Here is a 15,382-nt window from a genome sequence, read left to right on the forward strand (position 1 = left end):
GCGCAGTTGGTGGCGGAGCAGTCCTCAATGATGATGTCCTGCACGGGGCCAAGGATGCGGAAGCCGTTGCAGGCGCCGTCCTCCGTGGTGAGTAGCCCGGTCTGGTTGGAACGGTTGCCGTCGATGTTGACGCCGCGTAGGCGGATGCCCCTGACGACCGTGGATGAGGACGCGGCGCCGATGGTGATGGGGGAGCGGCCATTGCCAGTGCCGGCGCTTGTCTTGAAGTTCGCGGACCGCACCGTGAGGTTGCTCTTGAGGATGATGGAGGTGACGAGGTAGGTGCGCCCAAATCCGTCGATGGTGGCTCCAGCCGGGGCCGCGTTGACTGCGGCCTGCCATGCGGCCGTGTCGTCGCCGACGCCGTCGCCCTTGGCGCCGTAGTCCTTCGGGTCGAGGACTATGTCGCCCTTCCGAACAGCGACCGATGCCCCGGACAACAGGTAGGTGTCGATCGCTGACGCGGCTGGGGAACCGACGAGGTTGGCGGCGTTCTGGGCGGAAGTGGCCGAGGCTGCAGCAGAGTCGGCAGCAGCCTGCGCCGCCTCGGGTGCCCCGTGGACCTCAGCCAGATAGTCGGGGCTCTCGATCAAGCGCGACAGCCCATTCGGCGCGGTGATCTGCACGACCCCGAGCGTGGAGGTCCACGCCGCGCCACCCTTGCCGTCCGAGGTGATCCACGGCACCGGCTGCCCCTGCTGCTTCAAGTCCGCAGCAGTCAGCCCCGTCGCCGGGTCCGTGACCGTGATCCGAGCGCTCCGGGCAACGCGGACCACGCCCCCCAGAGAGTCATAGACCGCGTCCACGAAGAAGGAGTAGTCGGCCACAGGGAACCTCCGCGGGGGTCGATGTATCAGAGCAGGTGGAACGGACACGGAGTGACAGCAGTCGCCCACCGTTGGGGTCCACAGGGGAAGCAGGAGCAATGAGCAGCAAGGTCTTGGCCGGCGTCGGCCTCACGGTCGCGCTGGCAGGCGTCGTCGGTGGTGTCGCCTACGCGCAGACGAGTCAGCCGGCCAAGGCGCCGGCGCCGATGGTGGTGGTCCCGGCCGCCCAGGAGCAGACGTCCACGCGCTCGACGACGGTCACGCCCACCGCCACGACATCGGGCACGAGCTCGGCGCCCGCGCCGGTGAAGGTCACGCCCGCGCCGCCGAAGCCGACCGCGTCACCGGCTCCGAAGAAGGTCGCGACGGTAACCTCGACGCAGACGACGAAGAGCACCACGACCTCGAGGAGCCAGTCCGTGGCCTCAGAGCCCGCACCCGCCGACCCGACGCCCGTCACCCCGACGCCAGAGCCGGTGCGCCCCACGTACAACGTGCCGCGGCCCCCGCTGCCGCCGGGCACCACTGAGGCGCCGAACCTGCCGAATGAGACGCCCGCGCCGCCGCCGCCGTCGAGTTAGCGCAGGAACGTCACCGTCGCGTAGGCGTTCGCGTAGTTGTCCGGGTTCGCCGCGAGCCCCTGGTAGGCCGAGCAGCCCAGCACCGACAGGCGGATCGTGTCGCCACCGGTCAGGCCCGCCAGGCTGAAGCCTGCGCCCGACGTAGCGGTCGTGAACCCGCCAGAGCCAGACAGCGGGGCGGGGTTGGGGTGTGACGCCTGCGCCCCACCCGTGACGCTGACCTGCACCGCGCAGTAGATCGCGTCGCCGCCCTGCCCGTTGTTGCCGGCGGTCGTGTTGGGGTTGTAGGAGAACACGGATGCGCCGGCCGACACGAGTGCCTGCGTGAAGCCGGGTGGGACCGTGATGAGCTGGAAGGCGAGCTCTGCGAATGACCCTGCGGCCAGAGCGAATCCGGACGCGGAGACGTTGCCGACTTTGCCGTCGACAGGGCTCGTGAGCGAGTCGTTGCCGACCGACCCGGGCCGCAGGATCAGTTCCCCGAACGCGGCCCGGAATGAGTTGAGCGCCCAGCCCCTGGTGCCAGCATTGCCCGCGGCGAGGTCGCCGTCGAAGTCGTTCGACATGAGGCCGCCCTTGGCGTCCGGACGCATCCCCATACCGGAGAACGAGGACCGAGACGTGAGGCGCCGCACCGCCGCCTTCAGCTCGTTGATCTCGCGCCGAAGCGAGATGCCGTCGTCAGGCTGCCGGGCCATCAGACCACCTCCAGCACTGTTGCCGTGTCCCATTGGACCTGGGCCGGCCCGTCGTCGGCCACGCTCACTGTCAGGTTCAGCAGCCGCGAGGTGAAGCCGTCCGGGCCGCCGACCGGCCGGTCCCCGCCGTACACGTCGGTGTCGAGGATGATCTGCACGTCGGAGCCGCGCGGCACCTGCGTCCAGTCCGGGTCGCCGTCCATCGACACCAGCGAGAAGCCTGTCGTCACACCGGCGGTCGCGGCGAGGTCGGCGTTGATGCGCCGCTGCAGTTCGTCGCTCGCCTCGATGTCCGTGTAGGACTGCGTTGTCGTCAACCGGGGCCACCCGGCCTTGAGGAGCCGGTCCGACACGGCGGTGCGTCGCAGCTGCAGCGCCTGGTCGCCGGAGCCGATACCGATGACCTGCGTGGCGCTGTTGCCGCTGCCCCGATGGCGCTTCTTCGCGAGCAGGTTCCCGCCGCGGCGCGACAGGGCCGGGACGGCGGTGCCGACGGGGAACAGGTTGCCGAGAAGGGTGACGGTGGGCGGTCCGTAGACCGGGTCGGGTGGGAGGGTGTCCTCGACCCACTCGAGCACGGCCTGCGGTCCGCGGTTGCCGAGCGGCGTTCCCATGACCAGCTGCCGGATCGGGTTCTCGAGGGTGCCGCCGGCGCCGATGTACCACTCGGGGGCGCCCTCGCCGCCGGCGAGTTCGGTGAAGGCGCGCTCGACGGTGATGTCGTCCCAGGCGTTGACCTGGTAGCTGGTGGTGGCGCCCTTGGTGACGGCTGGGCCGACGTCGACGAGCGGGCTCTGCCCCGGGATGGCGGTGGCGCGCGTGATGAGGTCGCGGATGATGTTCTGGACGTACCAGCCGTTGTAGGTCTGCGGCTGGGCGGGGATGCGCTCGAAGAATGCGCCCCATTCGGCGCAGCGGAACGTGAAGGACCGCTCGTCCTGCTCGTCCTCGTCGACGACCCAGCCGTCCCAGACCGGCACGTCGTCGCGGGTGATGAGCACGCCGGAGACGATGGGTGCGATCGAGGGCCGCCAGAAGGAGCGGCCGGACTCCACCGTCGCGGTGAACGAGGCCTCACCGTGCCCGTTGAGTGACATGGAGAACTGCAGGTTCCGGGCCGGGATGAGCTCCTCGACGATGTGCCGGTCGTCCCAGCGGGTCGCGTAGACCTCGTACTGGGTCACAGCAGCGGGACGGTGAAGTCGATGGTGATGCGGCCGCCGGCGCCCCACGGAGTGGTCCCGGTGAACGTGCCGGCGCCGAGGAGGGTGAGGCCGCCGTCGGTGATCACCGCGACCTGGCCGGCGGCGATGCCGCGGACGATGCCGCCGTAGTTGCCGCCGCCGGAGGTGCGGAAATACCAGGCGGTGCCGATGACCTGCCAGGAGGTGTCGACGCCGGCCGTGGGGTAGGTGAACCAGTAGTCCTTGGTGCCCAGGTTGGAGTCGGCGCCGCGCAGCAGCTCGATGCGGACGCGGCGCTGCTTGCCGGTGTCGAGGGTCTGCCCCTTGACGGAGCCGGACTTCACGTCCAGCGCCACACCGCCGCCGTCGGACCAGACGGGGTTGTAGGGCACCCAGGCGGGCGCCGGGGCCTGCGCGAGCGTCGTGTAGACCCGCATGTCCTCGATCGCCGAGGTGGGGATGCTGGTGGCGCCGGCGACGTGATGCAGCTTCGCGAGTGGGATCGCCGAGCTGGGCACCGCAGGGTCGGCGGGGATGGCGCTGGCGACTCCGATGATCGCCCGGATGCTGCCGGTGGCGCGGTCCGCGACGATGATGTCAGTGCGCGGGTTGCCGCCCATCGGGGATGGCCCGAAGATGTCGATGGGGGTGTCCTGGACGTCGCCGACGAGGCTCGCGCCGTCGAGCGTCGCCGCTTGGACCACGGCCGCGCCCGCGCCGACGTTCACGGTCCCCGACATGGTGGGCGTCTGCGTGACCCCGAGCCCGATCAGCACGCCGCTCCTCGCCTTGCCGACGCTGTCCTGGGCGAGCAGGAACGCGGTGGCCTGCATCTGGGCGCGCTCGTCCGACCCGGCGTTGTGGTACTCAAAGAACGTCACGAGCAGGCTCCTTCGTAGGACCAGACGGAGAAAGATGCGGCGGGGCCGGCGGAGTCGGCGGTGGCGGCGATGGATGCGCCGCCGGGTGGGACGGCGAGCCAGTTCCCGACGGCTGAGACCCAGCGGCGCACAGAGGCCGGGTTGTCGCCGATGGTGGCGCGCCGGTTCGGGCAGTCGAGGTCGAGGTGCTGCCCGGCGGGAACGGTGCCGCGGTAGCGGATGGTGTCGCCGGTCTCGACGAGGGATACCGCTGGGTTGGTGACGGGCCCGTCGATACGCACCCGCGGCCAGTACGCCGTGGTGCCGTCGTTCGCCACCGTGACGGAGCCGGGGGTGACGCCGGCCGGGACGCCGTAGTCGAGCGGGTACGTCAGCGGGTACGTGAGCCCGGCACCGGCGCTCGTCGACGCGAACGGGGCCTGGGCGAACGCTTGCGGGCCGTAGAGCGTCGCGTCAGGTGCGTGCACCGTGATGGTGAAGGTGAGCATCGTGTCGCGCACGGGCTTCACGTCGATCGCGTCGGTCTCCACGAAGGCTGTCAGCTGCCCGGCGGCGTCCTCGATGGTGAGCTCGGACAGGTCCCGGCCGCCGAGCGCCATGACCAGGCGACGCTCCCGGGCTGCCCCGGCGGCGGTGGGGTAGATGGCCTGCCCCTTGATGGTGACGGTCTTGCCGTCGATGTTGCCGGCTGAGGGCCAGTTGCCGCTCTGCCCGGCGCGCGGCTGGCGGTTGCGGCGCAGTGTCTTCGCGAGCCAGCCGTCGACGTCGAGGACCTTCCAGACGCCGCCCTCGGGGGAGGCGCCGATGAGGGACCATCCGTCGAAGGCCACCGTCGTGGTGCTCATCGGCGGCCTCCCATTGCTCGGTCGAAGGTGCCAGCGGAGATGGTGGACTGGACCGGCATCCGCGAGAGCATCGACGCGAGCCGCTGCAGCGACGCCTCGCCGAGCTCGATCGGCCCGTCCGGCCGTGACGCCCCAGCGACCTGCAGCGTGGCGCCGCGGTTCCCGGCCTGCAGCGCCACCTCGTTGCGGCGTCGGGAGGCGTCCGTGGAGAGGAACTCCCCGGCAGAGACGCGCAGCACCTTCCGGGACTGCGCGACCATTGCGAGGATGCTGTCGCTCGTGCCGGTGCCGGGGCCGATGAGGGTGCCGCCGGCGAAGCCAGGGACCTGGCCGCCGTTCTGGAAGAGCCGGCCGCTCTGGTAGTTGCCCAGGTCGCCGAGGAGTCGCGTCGCGTTCTTCGTGCCCTTCAGGTCGCCCTTGATGAGGGCGAGCGCGTCGAGGATCTCCTGCGTGCTCATCCCGGACTGAGCGGAGAGCTCACGCACCGACAGGTTCTTCGACTTCACCGAGCCGAGGATCGTGGTGATGCCGTTGATGTTCTCGAGCTTCTTGGCCTGCGTGGTGGCCGTGCTGACCTGGGCCGTGAGCCCGCTGAGGGTCTTCGTGGACGCACCGGCCGCCTGGGCCGCGATCCGCTCGGCCTCCTCGCCGCCCATCGCCGCGAGCTGCTGCGCGAGGGTGCCGTAGCCGCGGGAGGCGAGCTTCTGCAGGTTGGCGATGAACGCGCCGGCGTTCTTGATGCCGATGGCGTTGGCCTTGCTGAACTGGGTGAGCGGGGACTCGGCCTGCCGGCGGGCACGCGCCTCGGCGGCGCCGACGGCGGCGGTGGCCTTGGTGAGCTTGTCCTTGGCGGCGGTGACGGCGCCCAGGTCGCGCAGGTACTGCAGGTTGCCGTTGCGGCGGTCCCGCTCGTACTTCGCTTCGGCGTCGGCGAGCCTCTTCTGCGCAGCGGCGCGCTGGGCGTGGGTGCGGGCGTGGCGGGAGTCGTACGCGGCGTCGGCGATGGCGGCCCGGTCCCGGCGGTAGGTGTCGCCGCGGTTCGCCGAGCGCGTCGTGAGGTTCCTCTGGGCGGTGGTGACGCCGGTGCGGGCGGTGCCGACAGAGCCGCGCAGGCTGGCCATGATCGCCGCGGTGACGCGCTCCCCGAGGGAGGCAACGTAGTCGGACAGGAACTGCCCGAGCGGAGCGACGGTGCCGCCGGTGGCGAACGCGCCTCCCATGCGGGGGCCGCCGATGGTGCCGCCGTCGGCGAACTTGCCGGCGTTGATGGCCTTGAGCAGGCCGCGGTGCTTCTGCGCGGGCCCGTTCTTGATGACCTCTTCGCCGGGTGAGAGCCAGACGTTGACCTTGTCCTCGCGGGGGCCGCCTTCCCCGACGACGGTGCCGCCGTCCGCGTGGCCCGCGCCCTTCTTCTTCGTGGGGGCGGCAGAGTGTGCCACGACGCCGCCGAGGTTGCTGATGGCGGACTGGATCGACCCGACGGCGTTCTGCAGCCCGGAGACGATGACGCTCAGGGTCACGGTGCGCCAGGTCGGGACGCCGTTGACGACGCCGACGAACTCCTGGACCTTGCGCTGCGCGGCGGCCTTGTCCGCGTCGAGCTTCGTCGGCGGGACGGTCTTCGGGATCTTCAGCAGCTTGTCGATGTAGGCAGTGACGGCCTTGCGGTCGACACCGTGCGCGACGGCGTTGTCGATGATCTGCTTTCGCATCGAGATCATCTGCGACCGGGCCTTGCCGGTCGAGTTGGTCAGGCCACCGTTGGCCTCGACGACCCGCTGCAGGTTCGCGACCTGCCCGTTGAGCTGGCCGCGCAGCGCCACCGAGGCGGCCGACATGTTGTTGATGCTGGTGGTGGTGAAGGTGACCTTCTTGCCGGTCTTCGTGACGTGGTCGCCCATGTTGGCCAGCGAGGAGTCGAAGGCGTTCTGGGCGTCGGCGGCGTTCAGGGCCTTGCCGTTGAGCTCGTCGAGGGACTGCTTCAGCAGGCCGGCGGCGTCGTTCTCCATGCGCATCTGCAGGGTCGCGGCGGCGTGCTGGTCGGCGGCCTTCTTCTGGGCGTCGGTGACCATCTGCAGGATCGCCGGGGTGGTCCCGAGGCGGTAGGCGAGGTCCTGCGTCGCGAGTGCGGCCGCGGAGGTCGTGGTCGCGGTCTGCGACAGGGCGTCCTTGTGCTGCTGGACCTTGACCTTGGTGCCGTCCCACTGGATGCCGGCGGCCGCGAGCTGGTTCTTGAGGTTCAGGTAGGCGGTCTCGACGTCGGTCATCGTGGAGGCGTCGGCCTTGCCGGCGTCGACGAGGGCCTTCTGCTTCGCCAGGGCTGCGTCGCGCTGCGCGGACAGGTCGCCGAGGGCGCCGGCCTGCCCGAGGTAGGCGTTGACGACCTGCTGGGTGGAGATGCCGAGCATGCGGGCGGTGTCGATGGCGCCGCTGTCCTGGGCGTTCTTCAGCGCGGCGAGGCGGACGCTGTCGGTGATGGCGCCGTTGGACCGGATGAGGGCGTCGGCGAGGTTGTTCGTGGCGGCCTGCGCCTCGGCGGTGTTCGTCGACATGGTCGACATGACCATCGAGAGGCCGGCGAGGACGACGCCGATGATGCCGGAGGCGATGTTGAGGGCCCGCAGGCCGCCGGCGGCGCGCTCTCCGGAGATGCCGACCTTCTCAAGGGCGCCGCCGAGGTTGCTGACCAGGCCGGAGAGGCCCTTCCACGCCTGGAAGCCGAGGTAGACCGACCCTGCGGTGGTGGCCAGCGACGACAGGACGTCGACGGGCAGGGCGCTGATCAGATCGGACAGCAGCCGCAGCGTCGACAGGGTGCCCATGCCGAGCGGCGCGAGCCCGGCGACGAGGTGCCCTGCCGCGGTCACGATCGACTCGATGTCGTCCATGACCTGCGGGAAGACGGAGCGCACGTAGTCGCCGAACGCGACGACCCCGCCACCGGACATGGCGCCGTTGAAGCGGTTGGTCAGGTCGAGCACGTAGATGCCGGCGTCGTGCATCAGCGGGTTGAGGGCGACGAACGCCGAGAGCAGGCCGGAGGTCAGGGCGCCAGCGGACTTGCCTGTGAGCGTGGAGAAGTCACCGATCATGCCGTTGAGGGTCGGCATGCGGCGCTGCAGGTCTCCGACGGCCGACTGCAGCGGTGCGAGGACGTTCCCGGCGGCCGTCTGGGCCAGGCCCATGACGGCGGTCTTGCCCTTGTCGAGCGTCGCCTTGTACTCGAGCCCGAGGGAGGTGCCCTGCTTGATCTCGTTGTTGATGCCGACGATCGCGAGCACGCCGGCGGCGCCCATCCCGCCGAACGCGGCACCGAGACCGACCGCGCCGGCCGCGACGGGCACCAGGGCGGGGCCGAGCGCGACGACAGCGGTGACGAGGGCGTTGGTGCGGCGGTGCGCCTCCCCGCTCGAGCGGGTGATGCGCTTGTTGGACTCGTCGACGTGGTCGTTGGCGTCGGCAAGCTTCTCGGCGGCAGCCGAGGCCGCGCGCGATGCGTCTGTGTAGTCCTGGGTCGCCTTGGTCACGTTGCGGCGGGCGACCATGACGGCGCGCTCGGCTGTGAGGATCTGCGACTGCTTCGCGTTGCCCCGGTCCCGGACCTCGTTGAGGCGCGCCTGCGCGATCGCGAGCCGGACGTCGGCGTCCTTCAGCTTCTCGGACGCGGCCGCAACGGCGTCGATCTCGGCCTTGGCCTTGGCGCCGCCGTCGACCTTGATCGAGACGTGGGCGTCCTTGCCGTCGAGCTTCTCGACCTCTCGGTCGGCCTGCGCGATCTCGCGGTGCCAGTTGGAGGCGTCGAGCTGCAGGTACCCGACGATCGCGCCGACGCTGGTCTCGCTCACGCATCCCCCTCAGGTGTGGCCGGGTCGAGCTGGCGGGTGAAGTGACGGGAGATGCGTGACTCGGTGGACATGAGCCCGACGACGCGGCGCCGGAACTCCCACCAGGTCAGATCGCAGCGTTCGAGCGTGATGCCGTAGACCTGCTGGAAGTCCGCGACGAGGAGTTCTTCCTGCTTGAGGAGGTCGTCGACCGTGAGGGCCGGGCCGTCTTCTTTGGGGAGCTCGTACCACTCGTAGATGCCGTCTCGGCACTCGCCGCGTCCGTAGCGGGCGAGGTCGTCGTCAGGTTGGCCGCCGCCCAGGCGGCCACTGCTTCCGGGTGGACACCGGACTCCCAAATCGCCTCTGCGGCGGTCATGGCGGCGGCGTGGACGTCGGAGAGGGATCCGGCGCCGGAGTCGAGGACCTGGTAGTGGGCGAGGGCGGCCATGCCGGCACGCCAGGCGAAGTTGAGGGGGACGCCCTCGGCCTTCATGCGGTCCCACAGCTCGTCGGTGAGGGCGAGCTTGAACATGTCCTCGTCGTGCAGGCCGGTCTTGTCGACGTCCTCGGGGCTCTGGGACAGCAGCTCCGACAGGCGCCAGCCGCGGTCGATGTCGACCGGAGGGACCTCGTAGTCGGTGCCGTTGGGCATCGGGAAGATGAGCGGCTCGGGGGTGAAGCGCTTCAGCGCCATGTGGTGCTCCTTGGCTGGTGGCTGGGTGGCTGGACCTCGGGGCGCGCTCCAGCCAGGGCGCGCCCCGAGGGGTCAGGGCTCAGCCGCGCGTGTACGGCAGAGCGTTGGAGGTGCCGGCGGCCGTGGTGACCGTGACCGGGGCGGAGCCGGCCGTGCCGGCGGGCACGGTGGCGACGATCGTGGTGTCGGAGACGACCGTGAAGACGGTGGCCGTGACAGCGCCGAACTTCACCGACGTGGCGCCTGTGAAGTACTGGCCGCCGATCGTGACCTGCGCGCCAGCGGCAGCGCCCGACGGGAGCGCCGAGATGACGACCGGCAGCGTCGAGGTGCCCGGGTTGGCGATGTCGGCGAGGATGCCGTCACCGTCGAAGGTGACCGAGATCTCCTCGATGTCGCCGACGCCGGTCTTGGACCGGTTCCACTCGACGAGGGCGCGGCCGGACTTGCCGTCGTTGCGGCCGTTCCGGTCGTACCAGCGCACGTAGATGCGGGCCTGGTCGCCGAACTTGAAGCGCGCCTGGCGGATCAGCTCCTGCACCGGGTCGAAGACGCCGGCGTTGGACTTGCGGTTGAACTTCACCGCGAGCGACCAGCCGTGCAGGGTGACCTCCTGCGTGGTGAAGCCGTTGTTGTCGTACTCGGTGGAGTCCTGCTTGGTGACGTTGTCCTGGTCGTTGACGTCCGTCGTGCCGAGGAGTCGAAGCCAGGTGACGTTGTCGGCCGAAACGTCGACCGCGAGCCGGCGTGCGAGCTCATTTGCCATGTCGGGTTGCCTCCTAAAGGCGTGCCGGTGGACCCGCTCGCGGTCTTGCGGCGGGGGATGGTGGGGTGGTTACTCGGTGTCGCCGTGGTCGTCGACGGCGTCGACGGGCTGCGACTCGGCGTCGGCGTCGCTGGAGGCGAGCACGACGGGCGTGGTGTCCGGCTCGCCGCCGGAGGGCTGCTCCGGGGCGGTGAAGTGGCTGCGGATGGCGGCGACGATGTCGGCCTTCTTGCTCGCTCCGGACAGCTCGATGCCGTACTCGACGGCGTAGGCCTGCAGCTGCGGGATGGTGCGCTCCTCGAGGTCGTCGGAGACCACCTCGACGACGTGGAACTCGGCCGGGAGGGCGCGCATGGCGTCGATGACGGCGTCCTCGTCGGTGTCGAGGACGAAGTGGTCGCCCTCGAGCTGGAACCGGAGGGGCGGCTCGGTGAAGTGCAGCGGGTGGACGGAGGTGAAGCGGGCCATGGTGTGTCTCCTCACTCGGGCCGCAGCGCGGTCGTCGGCGGGTTGATGTCGGCGTAGAAGTTCGCTGAGTGCTCCCAGCGCTGGTCGTCGTCGGCGCCCATCGGGATGGAGGAGCGGCGCTGCAGCTGCACGAGGTGGCAGGTGCCGTACTGGCGGCCGGTGAGGCCGTGCAGGGCGTTGAAGATGGCGACGTTGAGGTCGTTGCCGTCGAGGTAGGTCTCGGCGCGGGAGCGAACTTGCACGCCCACAAGGGACTTCGCCTCTCGCGGCTCGTCGCTGAGCGGGTAGGTGGTGAGGGTGACGCACCGATCAGGCCGGTCCGGCATCGTGCCGAACGTGATGGCGGTCTCGCCGTCGACGTAGCTCGTGTCGGTGCGGTAGGTGGCGACGCCCGCGGCGTCGAGCTCGCGGGCGAGGCCGTCGAGCAGGTCCCGCTCGTAGCCGCTCACAGCGCGCGCCGCAGGTCCGTGGCGATCATGTCGAGGGCGGTGTCGGCCTCGCTGAGCAGCGCGGACTCTAGGAACTTCGCCTGCCCGGTTTCGTGCCGCAGGTCGAGCCGCTCGTGCTGGTAGCGGGCGTAGGGGCCGTCGTAGGTGATGGAGGCGGTCGCGTCGCCGTCCTGGTGGTCCAGGTGGACGGCGGCTGACCCAGAGAGCCGGCCGGTATCGACTGGGGTGCGGGAGACGGAGACGCCGCGGATGTGCTCGCCGGCGCGGGCGACGGCCTCCGGAGTAACGGCGGCGACGCTCGCGGAGAGGCCGGACAGGTCGATGTGGCGTTCGATGCGCAGGCTCATGTGAGCGTCACCTCGAGGTGGTCGACGTCAGGGTCGCCGATGATGCGGGGCTTCGCCAGGAGCACACGGGCGGTGCGCCCGGGCAGGGTCACCTTGGAGTCGGGGGCGAAGGCGTCGAGGTCGCCCGGGTCGGCGTAGAGGGTGGTCTCAGAGACGACCTGCTCGCCGTTGGCGTTGCGCACGAGGCGGCGGGAGTCCTCGAGGAACACGGCCCGGTCGATCGGGGCGCTGAAGATGTCGCCGTTGGCGCCGGAGCCGGTCTTGGTGCGGACGGTGACGGTCGTGGGCTGGAAGTCGGCGGCGGCGGCGAACATCAGCCGAGGCCGCTCGGGGTGAGCCCGGCCGCGCGGAGGATCCGGACGGCCTCGGGGCAGAGGGTGTCGACGAGCCGGGAGCGGGCGGCGGCGGCGTCGGCTGCGCCGGCGTACTCGACCTCGGCCGAGCCGACCTTCTTGCGGACGGCCGCGCCAACCCCCACGGCGGCGCCGCCGGCCGGGTCCACCTTCGCGGTGGCCATGGCGGCCGCGTGCGCGCAGGTGGCGTCCTTGAACGCCTGGGCGATCGGCGTCGACGTGGGCAGGCCACTGGCGTCGGCGGTGTACCAGGCGGTGATGGTGGCGTCGGCGACGAGGCCGGAGGCGACGCGGAGCAGCTGCTCGGCGTTGTCGGGGACGGTGGCGCCCGTCCACGGGGCGAGGTCCTCGGGGGTGGCGTAGACGAGCACGGCTACCTCCTGGGGTGTTCGGGTGGGACGCAGGCTCGCTCATGGCAGGGGCCGAAAGGACCCGGCGTAGCAAAAACCCCCGAGCGGGCCTTCGACGCGGATGCGCACGGTGGTGGGACCGTTTGCCGGGACGTCGTTGACGCCCCACCCGATGGTTCGGTCAGGCCTGAGGTCAGGCGCTGCGGTGCTCGGCGAGCCGGGCGCGCTTCTCGTCGGCGGTGCCGGACTTGGACAGGCCAGCCTCTTCGAGGGCTTCGTCGAGGGCGGCTCCCTTGAGCTCGAGCGCCTCGTCGGGCGTCTCGCCGTCGGGGTTGGCGGTCTCCGGGTTGGCCTTGGCGCCCATGTCCTGCAGGACGTCGGGGGCGGACTCGTTGCCGACGAGGGCGCGCTGGGCGTACTCAGTCTCACGCTTGGCCTGGGCGTCGGTGTCCGGGACGACGACGCCGACCTTGCCGGTGACGTTGCCGTCGTCGTCCTTGACGTCGTGCTCCTCGTAGGTGCCGACGGGGCCGGGGATGACGGGCTGGCCGACGGAGCCGTGGATCTGCGGGGCGACGACGTTCGGGCCGTGGGGGTTGCCCTCGGGGCCGTCCGCGCCGGCGTTCGTGGGGGCGAGGAAGTCACTGTCCCGGGGGTCGACGGCGGCGTCGCGCAGCGGTGTGCCGCCCTGGACGTGGGTGACGTCGCGCGGGTCCGCGGGGGCCGGGGTCTCGTCGGGCTCGGCGGGGCTCTTGGAGCCGAGGCTGTAGCCGGCGCCGAGCATGTACTGGCGCACTCCCGCGGGCAGCTCGCCGTCGTGCTTCGCGACGCCGTTCTTGAACTGGAGGACGAGGTCGCCGTAGCGCGACTCGCCCGAGAAGGTCTGGTCAGGGCTGCTGATCTTCATGGTGCCCTCCCTGGGCGTTGTGGTTCCGGGGGAGCGGGGCCGGTTGTCTCTCCAGCCCCGCTCCGCTCAGGGGGTCGAAGGTCAGGAGACCTTGACGTTGCGCAGCACGGCCGCGCTCTTCGTCTTCTTCACGACCACGGCGACCGGGCCCAGCTCGGCCTCACCGGTCTTCACGGCGCCGGCCGTGGAGAAGTCGGGCATCCAGTTGGACACCAGCGGCTGCCCGGCCATGGCGACGCCGTGGACGCCGTCCAGGCCGTAGCGAACGGCGTACAGGTCCGCCAGACCCGTGATCGTGCCACCGGCGCCCGCGCCGTCGGTGTCGCGCGAGACGACCTGCAGCACGTCGAGCGCCGACCCGTCCTTCTGACCCGGGTCGATCAGCGGGATGCCGTTGTAGCTCTCGACGACGTTGCCGACGGAGTCGCGGTCGATCGAGTACTGCCCGGCGTAGGAGGCGATGACCTTGAAGAGCGCCTTCGCCTTGCGGGGCAGGTAGATCGCGTCCGGGCGGCCGTCGAGCGTGCCGAGCCAGGCGTCGATGTGCGCGATCGCCTGGAACGCGGCCGACTGCGAGCTCACGGCCGTCCAGTCGACGTAGCCGGTGGAGACGCCGTTGCTGACCGGCAGGTACTCCGTGGCGGTGCCGGTGAGCAGCTTGTTGAGCCCGTCGAACCCGTTCGCGTCGACGGCGGTGTCGCCGTTGAAGAACGAGTCGTTGAACTTCGCCGACGTGCCCTTGAGCAGCTCGCGCATCTGGAACGCGGTCTCCGCGGCCTGCGCGACGCGGTTGAGGACGCGGTCGATCTGGAAGGACCCACCGAGGGGCTTCAGGTCGACGGTGTAGCGCTGCTTGGTGACCTCGGTCGGGGTGTACTCGCTGTTGATCGCGCGGAAGGCGGCGCCTCGCTGCGTGATCTGGCGGGTGTAGCCGTAGGTGAGGGTGGCGCCGTTGCCGGCGCCGGAGACGACGTCGTCGAAGGTGAGCCGGTTGAGGACGTCGTTGCTCTTCTGGAACTCGTCGATGATCTGGACGTCGACGTCGTCGGTTGCGTTGAGCTTCGCCTGGGCGAGGGTCACTGGCATGGTGTGCTCCTGGGGTTACCGGGACGCCATCTTCTGGGCGATGGCGTCTTCGAGGGTGGTGGGCTTCGCGGTCCCTTCGCCGGATCCACCGGCTCGGTCCGCACCGCTCGCGCCAGCCACCCGGGCCGCCTTGAGCTTGGGGTTGTCCGTGACGGCGGACTTGATCGCCTCGTCGACCTTCGACGGGAAGTCGTCGGCGGCGGGGTCGAGGTCTGCGACCTTCGCCAGGAAGGCGCGCGAGTCCAGCAGGGCGTCCGGGTCGCCGGAGTGCTTGCTGGCGGTCTTGTAGACGGCGAGCTCGACGGCGGTCTGCCGCTGCGCCTGCTGGGCCGTGGTGAGCTGCTCCGCGAGCTGGACGGGGTCGGCCTTCTCGCCGGCCTTGTCGGGGTTGATCGCCGCCATGATGGCGTCGAGGGTCTTCTTGGCGACGCGCTCGTCGCCGTCGGCCTTGCGCAGGTCGGTGATGATCTTCTGCGCGCCGGCGGGGAGGGAGTCGACCTTGCCGTCCCAGGCGTCGGGGTTCCACGTCGGGGCGGCGTCGGCCGTCTTGGCGTCGGCGGTCGTCTTCGTGTCGCTGGCGGAGGCGTCCGTCCCGGTTGCGGCGGTGCCTGTCGCCGTTCCGGCCGCTCCCGTTCCGCTTTCGCCGGCTCCCGTCCCGAGGGCGCTGTCGTCGTTGGACATCCGGGCGTCGCCGAAGCGGGCCTTGTGGACGGCGAGCAGCTCCTCGACGGTCATGCCGTTGACGAGGAGCGGCGCGGTCATGCTGGCGTGGCGAGCGAGGGTGCTCATGGCTGGGTTCTCTTCTCTCCGGCGCCCGGCCGGATCGGTGTGGATGAGTGCGACCCGGTGTCGGTGACGTACCGGACACTTGTCGCAGACCGTCACGCGCCAGGCGTGATGGCAGACAGAGGGAGGGCCGCGTCATGGCGCAGGCACACGAGTCGATCAGCAACATCGAGAGCGCGATCAACGAGCTGACGAAGAACATCAGCACGGAGGACCTGGGGGCCGCCCAGATCTTCAACCTGGCCGCGGCAGTGAACCAGCTGGCCGAGGCGAGGGCTTGGCTGGTCACGGCGAGTCAGCCTCACGGCGGCACGTCTGTGAGCCACGGCTGAT

General features: G+C 70.6%; 17 protein-coding genes and 1 pseudogene. 1 reads left to right on the forward strand and 17 read right to left on the reverse strand.

Features of this window, described 5'->3' with window-relative positions; genetic code table 11:
• Window positions 1-275: 275 nt before the first annotated feature.
• The 17 genes and pseudogenes from ABD194_RS15665 to ABD194_RS15745 form a co-directional block, all read right to left on the reverse strand.
• Window positions 276-896: pseudogene (locus ABD194_RS15665) on the reverse strand (hypothetical protein); the annotation flags it as partial.
• Between the two features lie 112 nt (window positions 897-1,008).
• Window positions 1,009-1,350 carry a hypothetical protein gene (locus ABD194_RS15670; RefSeq protein ID WP_343993009.1) on the reverse strand — a complete coding sequence of 114 codons (342 nt, stop codon included), beginning with the start codon at window positions 1,348-1,350 and terminating at the stop codon, window positions 1,009-1,011.
• Between the two features lie 54 nt (window positions 1,351-1,404).
• Window positions 1,405-2,106 carry a hypothetical protein gene (locus ABD194_RS15675; protein WP_343993011.1) on the reverse strand — a complete coding sequence of 234 codons (702 nt, stop codon included), beginning with the start codon at window positions 2,104-2,106 and terminating at the stop codon, window positions 1,405-1,407.
• Window positions 2,106-3,290, reverse strand: a complete 1,185-nt coding sequence (locus ABD194_RS15680; RefSeq protein ID WP_343993013.1) for a hypothetical protein — start codon at window positions 3,288-3,290, stop codon at window positions 2,106-2,108. The genes ABD194_RS15675 and ABD194_RS15680 overlap by 1 nt, the downstream gene beginning before the upstream one ends.
• A complete protein-coding gene (locus ABD194_RS15685) occupies window positions 3,287-4,171 on the reverse strand; it encodes a hypothetical protein (RefSeq protein WP_343993015.1) in 885 nt (294 codons plus the stop codon). Before ABD194_RS15685 ends, ABD194_RS15680 begins: the two co-directional genes overlap by 4 nt.
• The gene (locus tag ABD194_RS15690) at window positions 4,168-5,016 is read right to left on the reverse strand and encodes a phage distal tail protein (RefSeq protein WP_343993017.1); all 849 of its coding nucleotides are present in this window, start codon (window positions 5,014-5,016) and stop codon (window positions 4,168-4,170) included. The genes ABD194_RS15685 and ABD194_RS15690 overlap by 4 nt, the downstream gene beginning before the upstream one ends.
• Window positions 5,013-8,861 carry a hypothetical protein gene (locus tag ABD194_RS15695; protein ID WP_343993019.1) on the reverse strand — a complete coding sequence of 1,283 codons (3,849 nt, stop codon included), beginning with the start codon at window positions 8,859-8,861 and terminating at the stop codon, window positions 5,013-5,015. Before ABD194_RS15695 ends, ABD194_RS15690 begins: the two co-directional genes overlap by 4 nt.
• A gap of 106 nt (window positions 8,862-8,967) precedes the next feature.
• Window positions 8,968-9,537 carry a DUF7426 family protein gene (locus ABD194_RS15700; RefSeq protein ID WP_343993021.1) on the reverse strand — a complete coding sequence of 190 codons (570 nt, stop codon included), beginning with the start codon at window positions 9,535-9,537 and terminating at the stop codon, window positions 8,968-8,970.
• Between the two features lie 79 nt (window positions 9,538-9,616).
• Entirely contained in the window at window positions 9,617-10,303 is a 687-nt protein-coding gene (locus ABD194_RS15705; protein ID WP_343993024.1) for a phage tail tube protein, read from the reverse strand.
• 69 nt (window positions 10,304-10,372) lie between these two features.
• Complete coding sequence (locus ABD194_RS15710; protein ID WP_343993026.1) at window positions 10,373-10,771, reverse strand: Rho termination factor N-terminal domain-containing protein; 399 nt, start codon at window positions 10,769-10,771, stop codon at window positions 10,373-10,375.
• An 11-nt stretch (window positions 10,772-10,782) separates the two neighbouring features.
• The gene (locus ABD194_RS15715; protein WP_343993028.1) at window positions 10,783-11,220 is read right to left on the reverse strand and encodes a minor capsid protein; all 438 of its coding nucleotides are present in this window, start codon (window positions 11,218-11,220) and stop codon (window positions 10,783-10,785) included.
• Window positions 11,217-11,567, reverse strand: a complete 351-nt coding sequence (locus ABD194_RS15720) for a hypothetical protein (protein WP_343993030.1) — start codon at window positions 11,565-11,567, stop codon at window positions 11,217-11,219. The genes ABD194_RS15715 and ABD194_RS15720 overlap by 4 nt, the downstream gene beginning before the upstream one ends.
• Window positions 11,564-11,881, reverse strand: coding sequence for a hypothetical protein (locus tag ABD194_RS15725; protein ID WP_343993032.1), 318 nt, complete (start codon window positions 11,879-11,881; stop codon window positions 11,564-11,566). Before ABD194_RS15725 ends, ABD194_RS15720 begins: the two co-directional genes overlap by 4 nt.
• Window positions 11,881-12,291 carry a hypothetical protein gene (locus ABD194_RS15730; RefSeq protein WP_343993034.1) on the reverse strand — a complete coding sequence of 137 codons (411 nt, stop codon included), beginning with the start codon at window positions 12,289-12,291 and terminating at the stop codon, window positions 11,881-11,883. Before ABD194_RS15730 ends, ABD194_RS15725 begins: the two co-directional genes overlap by 1 nt.
• 172 nt (window positions 12,292-12,463) lie before the next feature.
• Window positions 12,464-13,177, reverse strand: a complete 714-nt coding sequence (locus ABD194_RS15735) for a hypothetical protein (protein ID WP_343993036.1) — start codon at window positions 13,175-13,177, stop codon at window positions 12,464-12,466.
• An 81-nt stretch (window positions 13,178-13,258) separates the two neighbouring features.
• Window positions 13,259-14,263: a major capsid protein gene (locus ABD194_RS15740; protein ID WP_343993038.1), complete on the reverse strand. Its 1,005-nt coding sequence runs from the start codon at window positions 14,261-14,263 to the stop codon at window positions 13,259-13,261.
• A gap of 15 nt (window positions 14,264-14,278) precedes the next feature.
• Entirely contained in the window at window positions 14,279-15,052 is a 774-nt protein-coding gene (locus ABD194_RS15745) for a hypothetical protein (RefSeq protein WP_343993040.1), read from the reverse strand.
• A 134-nt stretch (window positions 15,053-15,186) separates the two neighbouring features.
• Here ABD194_RS15745 and ABD194_RS15750 point away from each other — a divergent pair, with 134 nt between their 5' ends.
• Window positions 15,187-15,381 carry a hypothetical protein gene (locus ABD194_RS15750; protein ID WP_343993042.1) on the forward strand — a complete coding sequence of 65 codons (195 nt, stop codon included), beginning with the start codon at window positions 15,187-15,189 and terminating at the stop codon, window positions 15,379-15,381.
• The last annotated feature ends 1 nt before the right edge of the window (window position 15,382 follow it).

The sequence above is a fragment of the Terrabacter terrae genome (assembly GCF_039529575.1).
In the GTDB taxonomy this organism is placed as follows: Bacteria; Actinomycetota; Actinomycetes; order Actinomycetales; family Dermatophilaceae; genus Terrabacter; species Terrabacter terrae.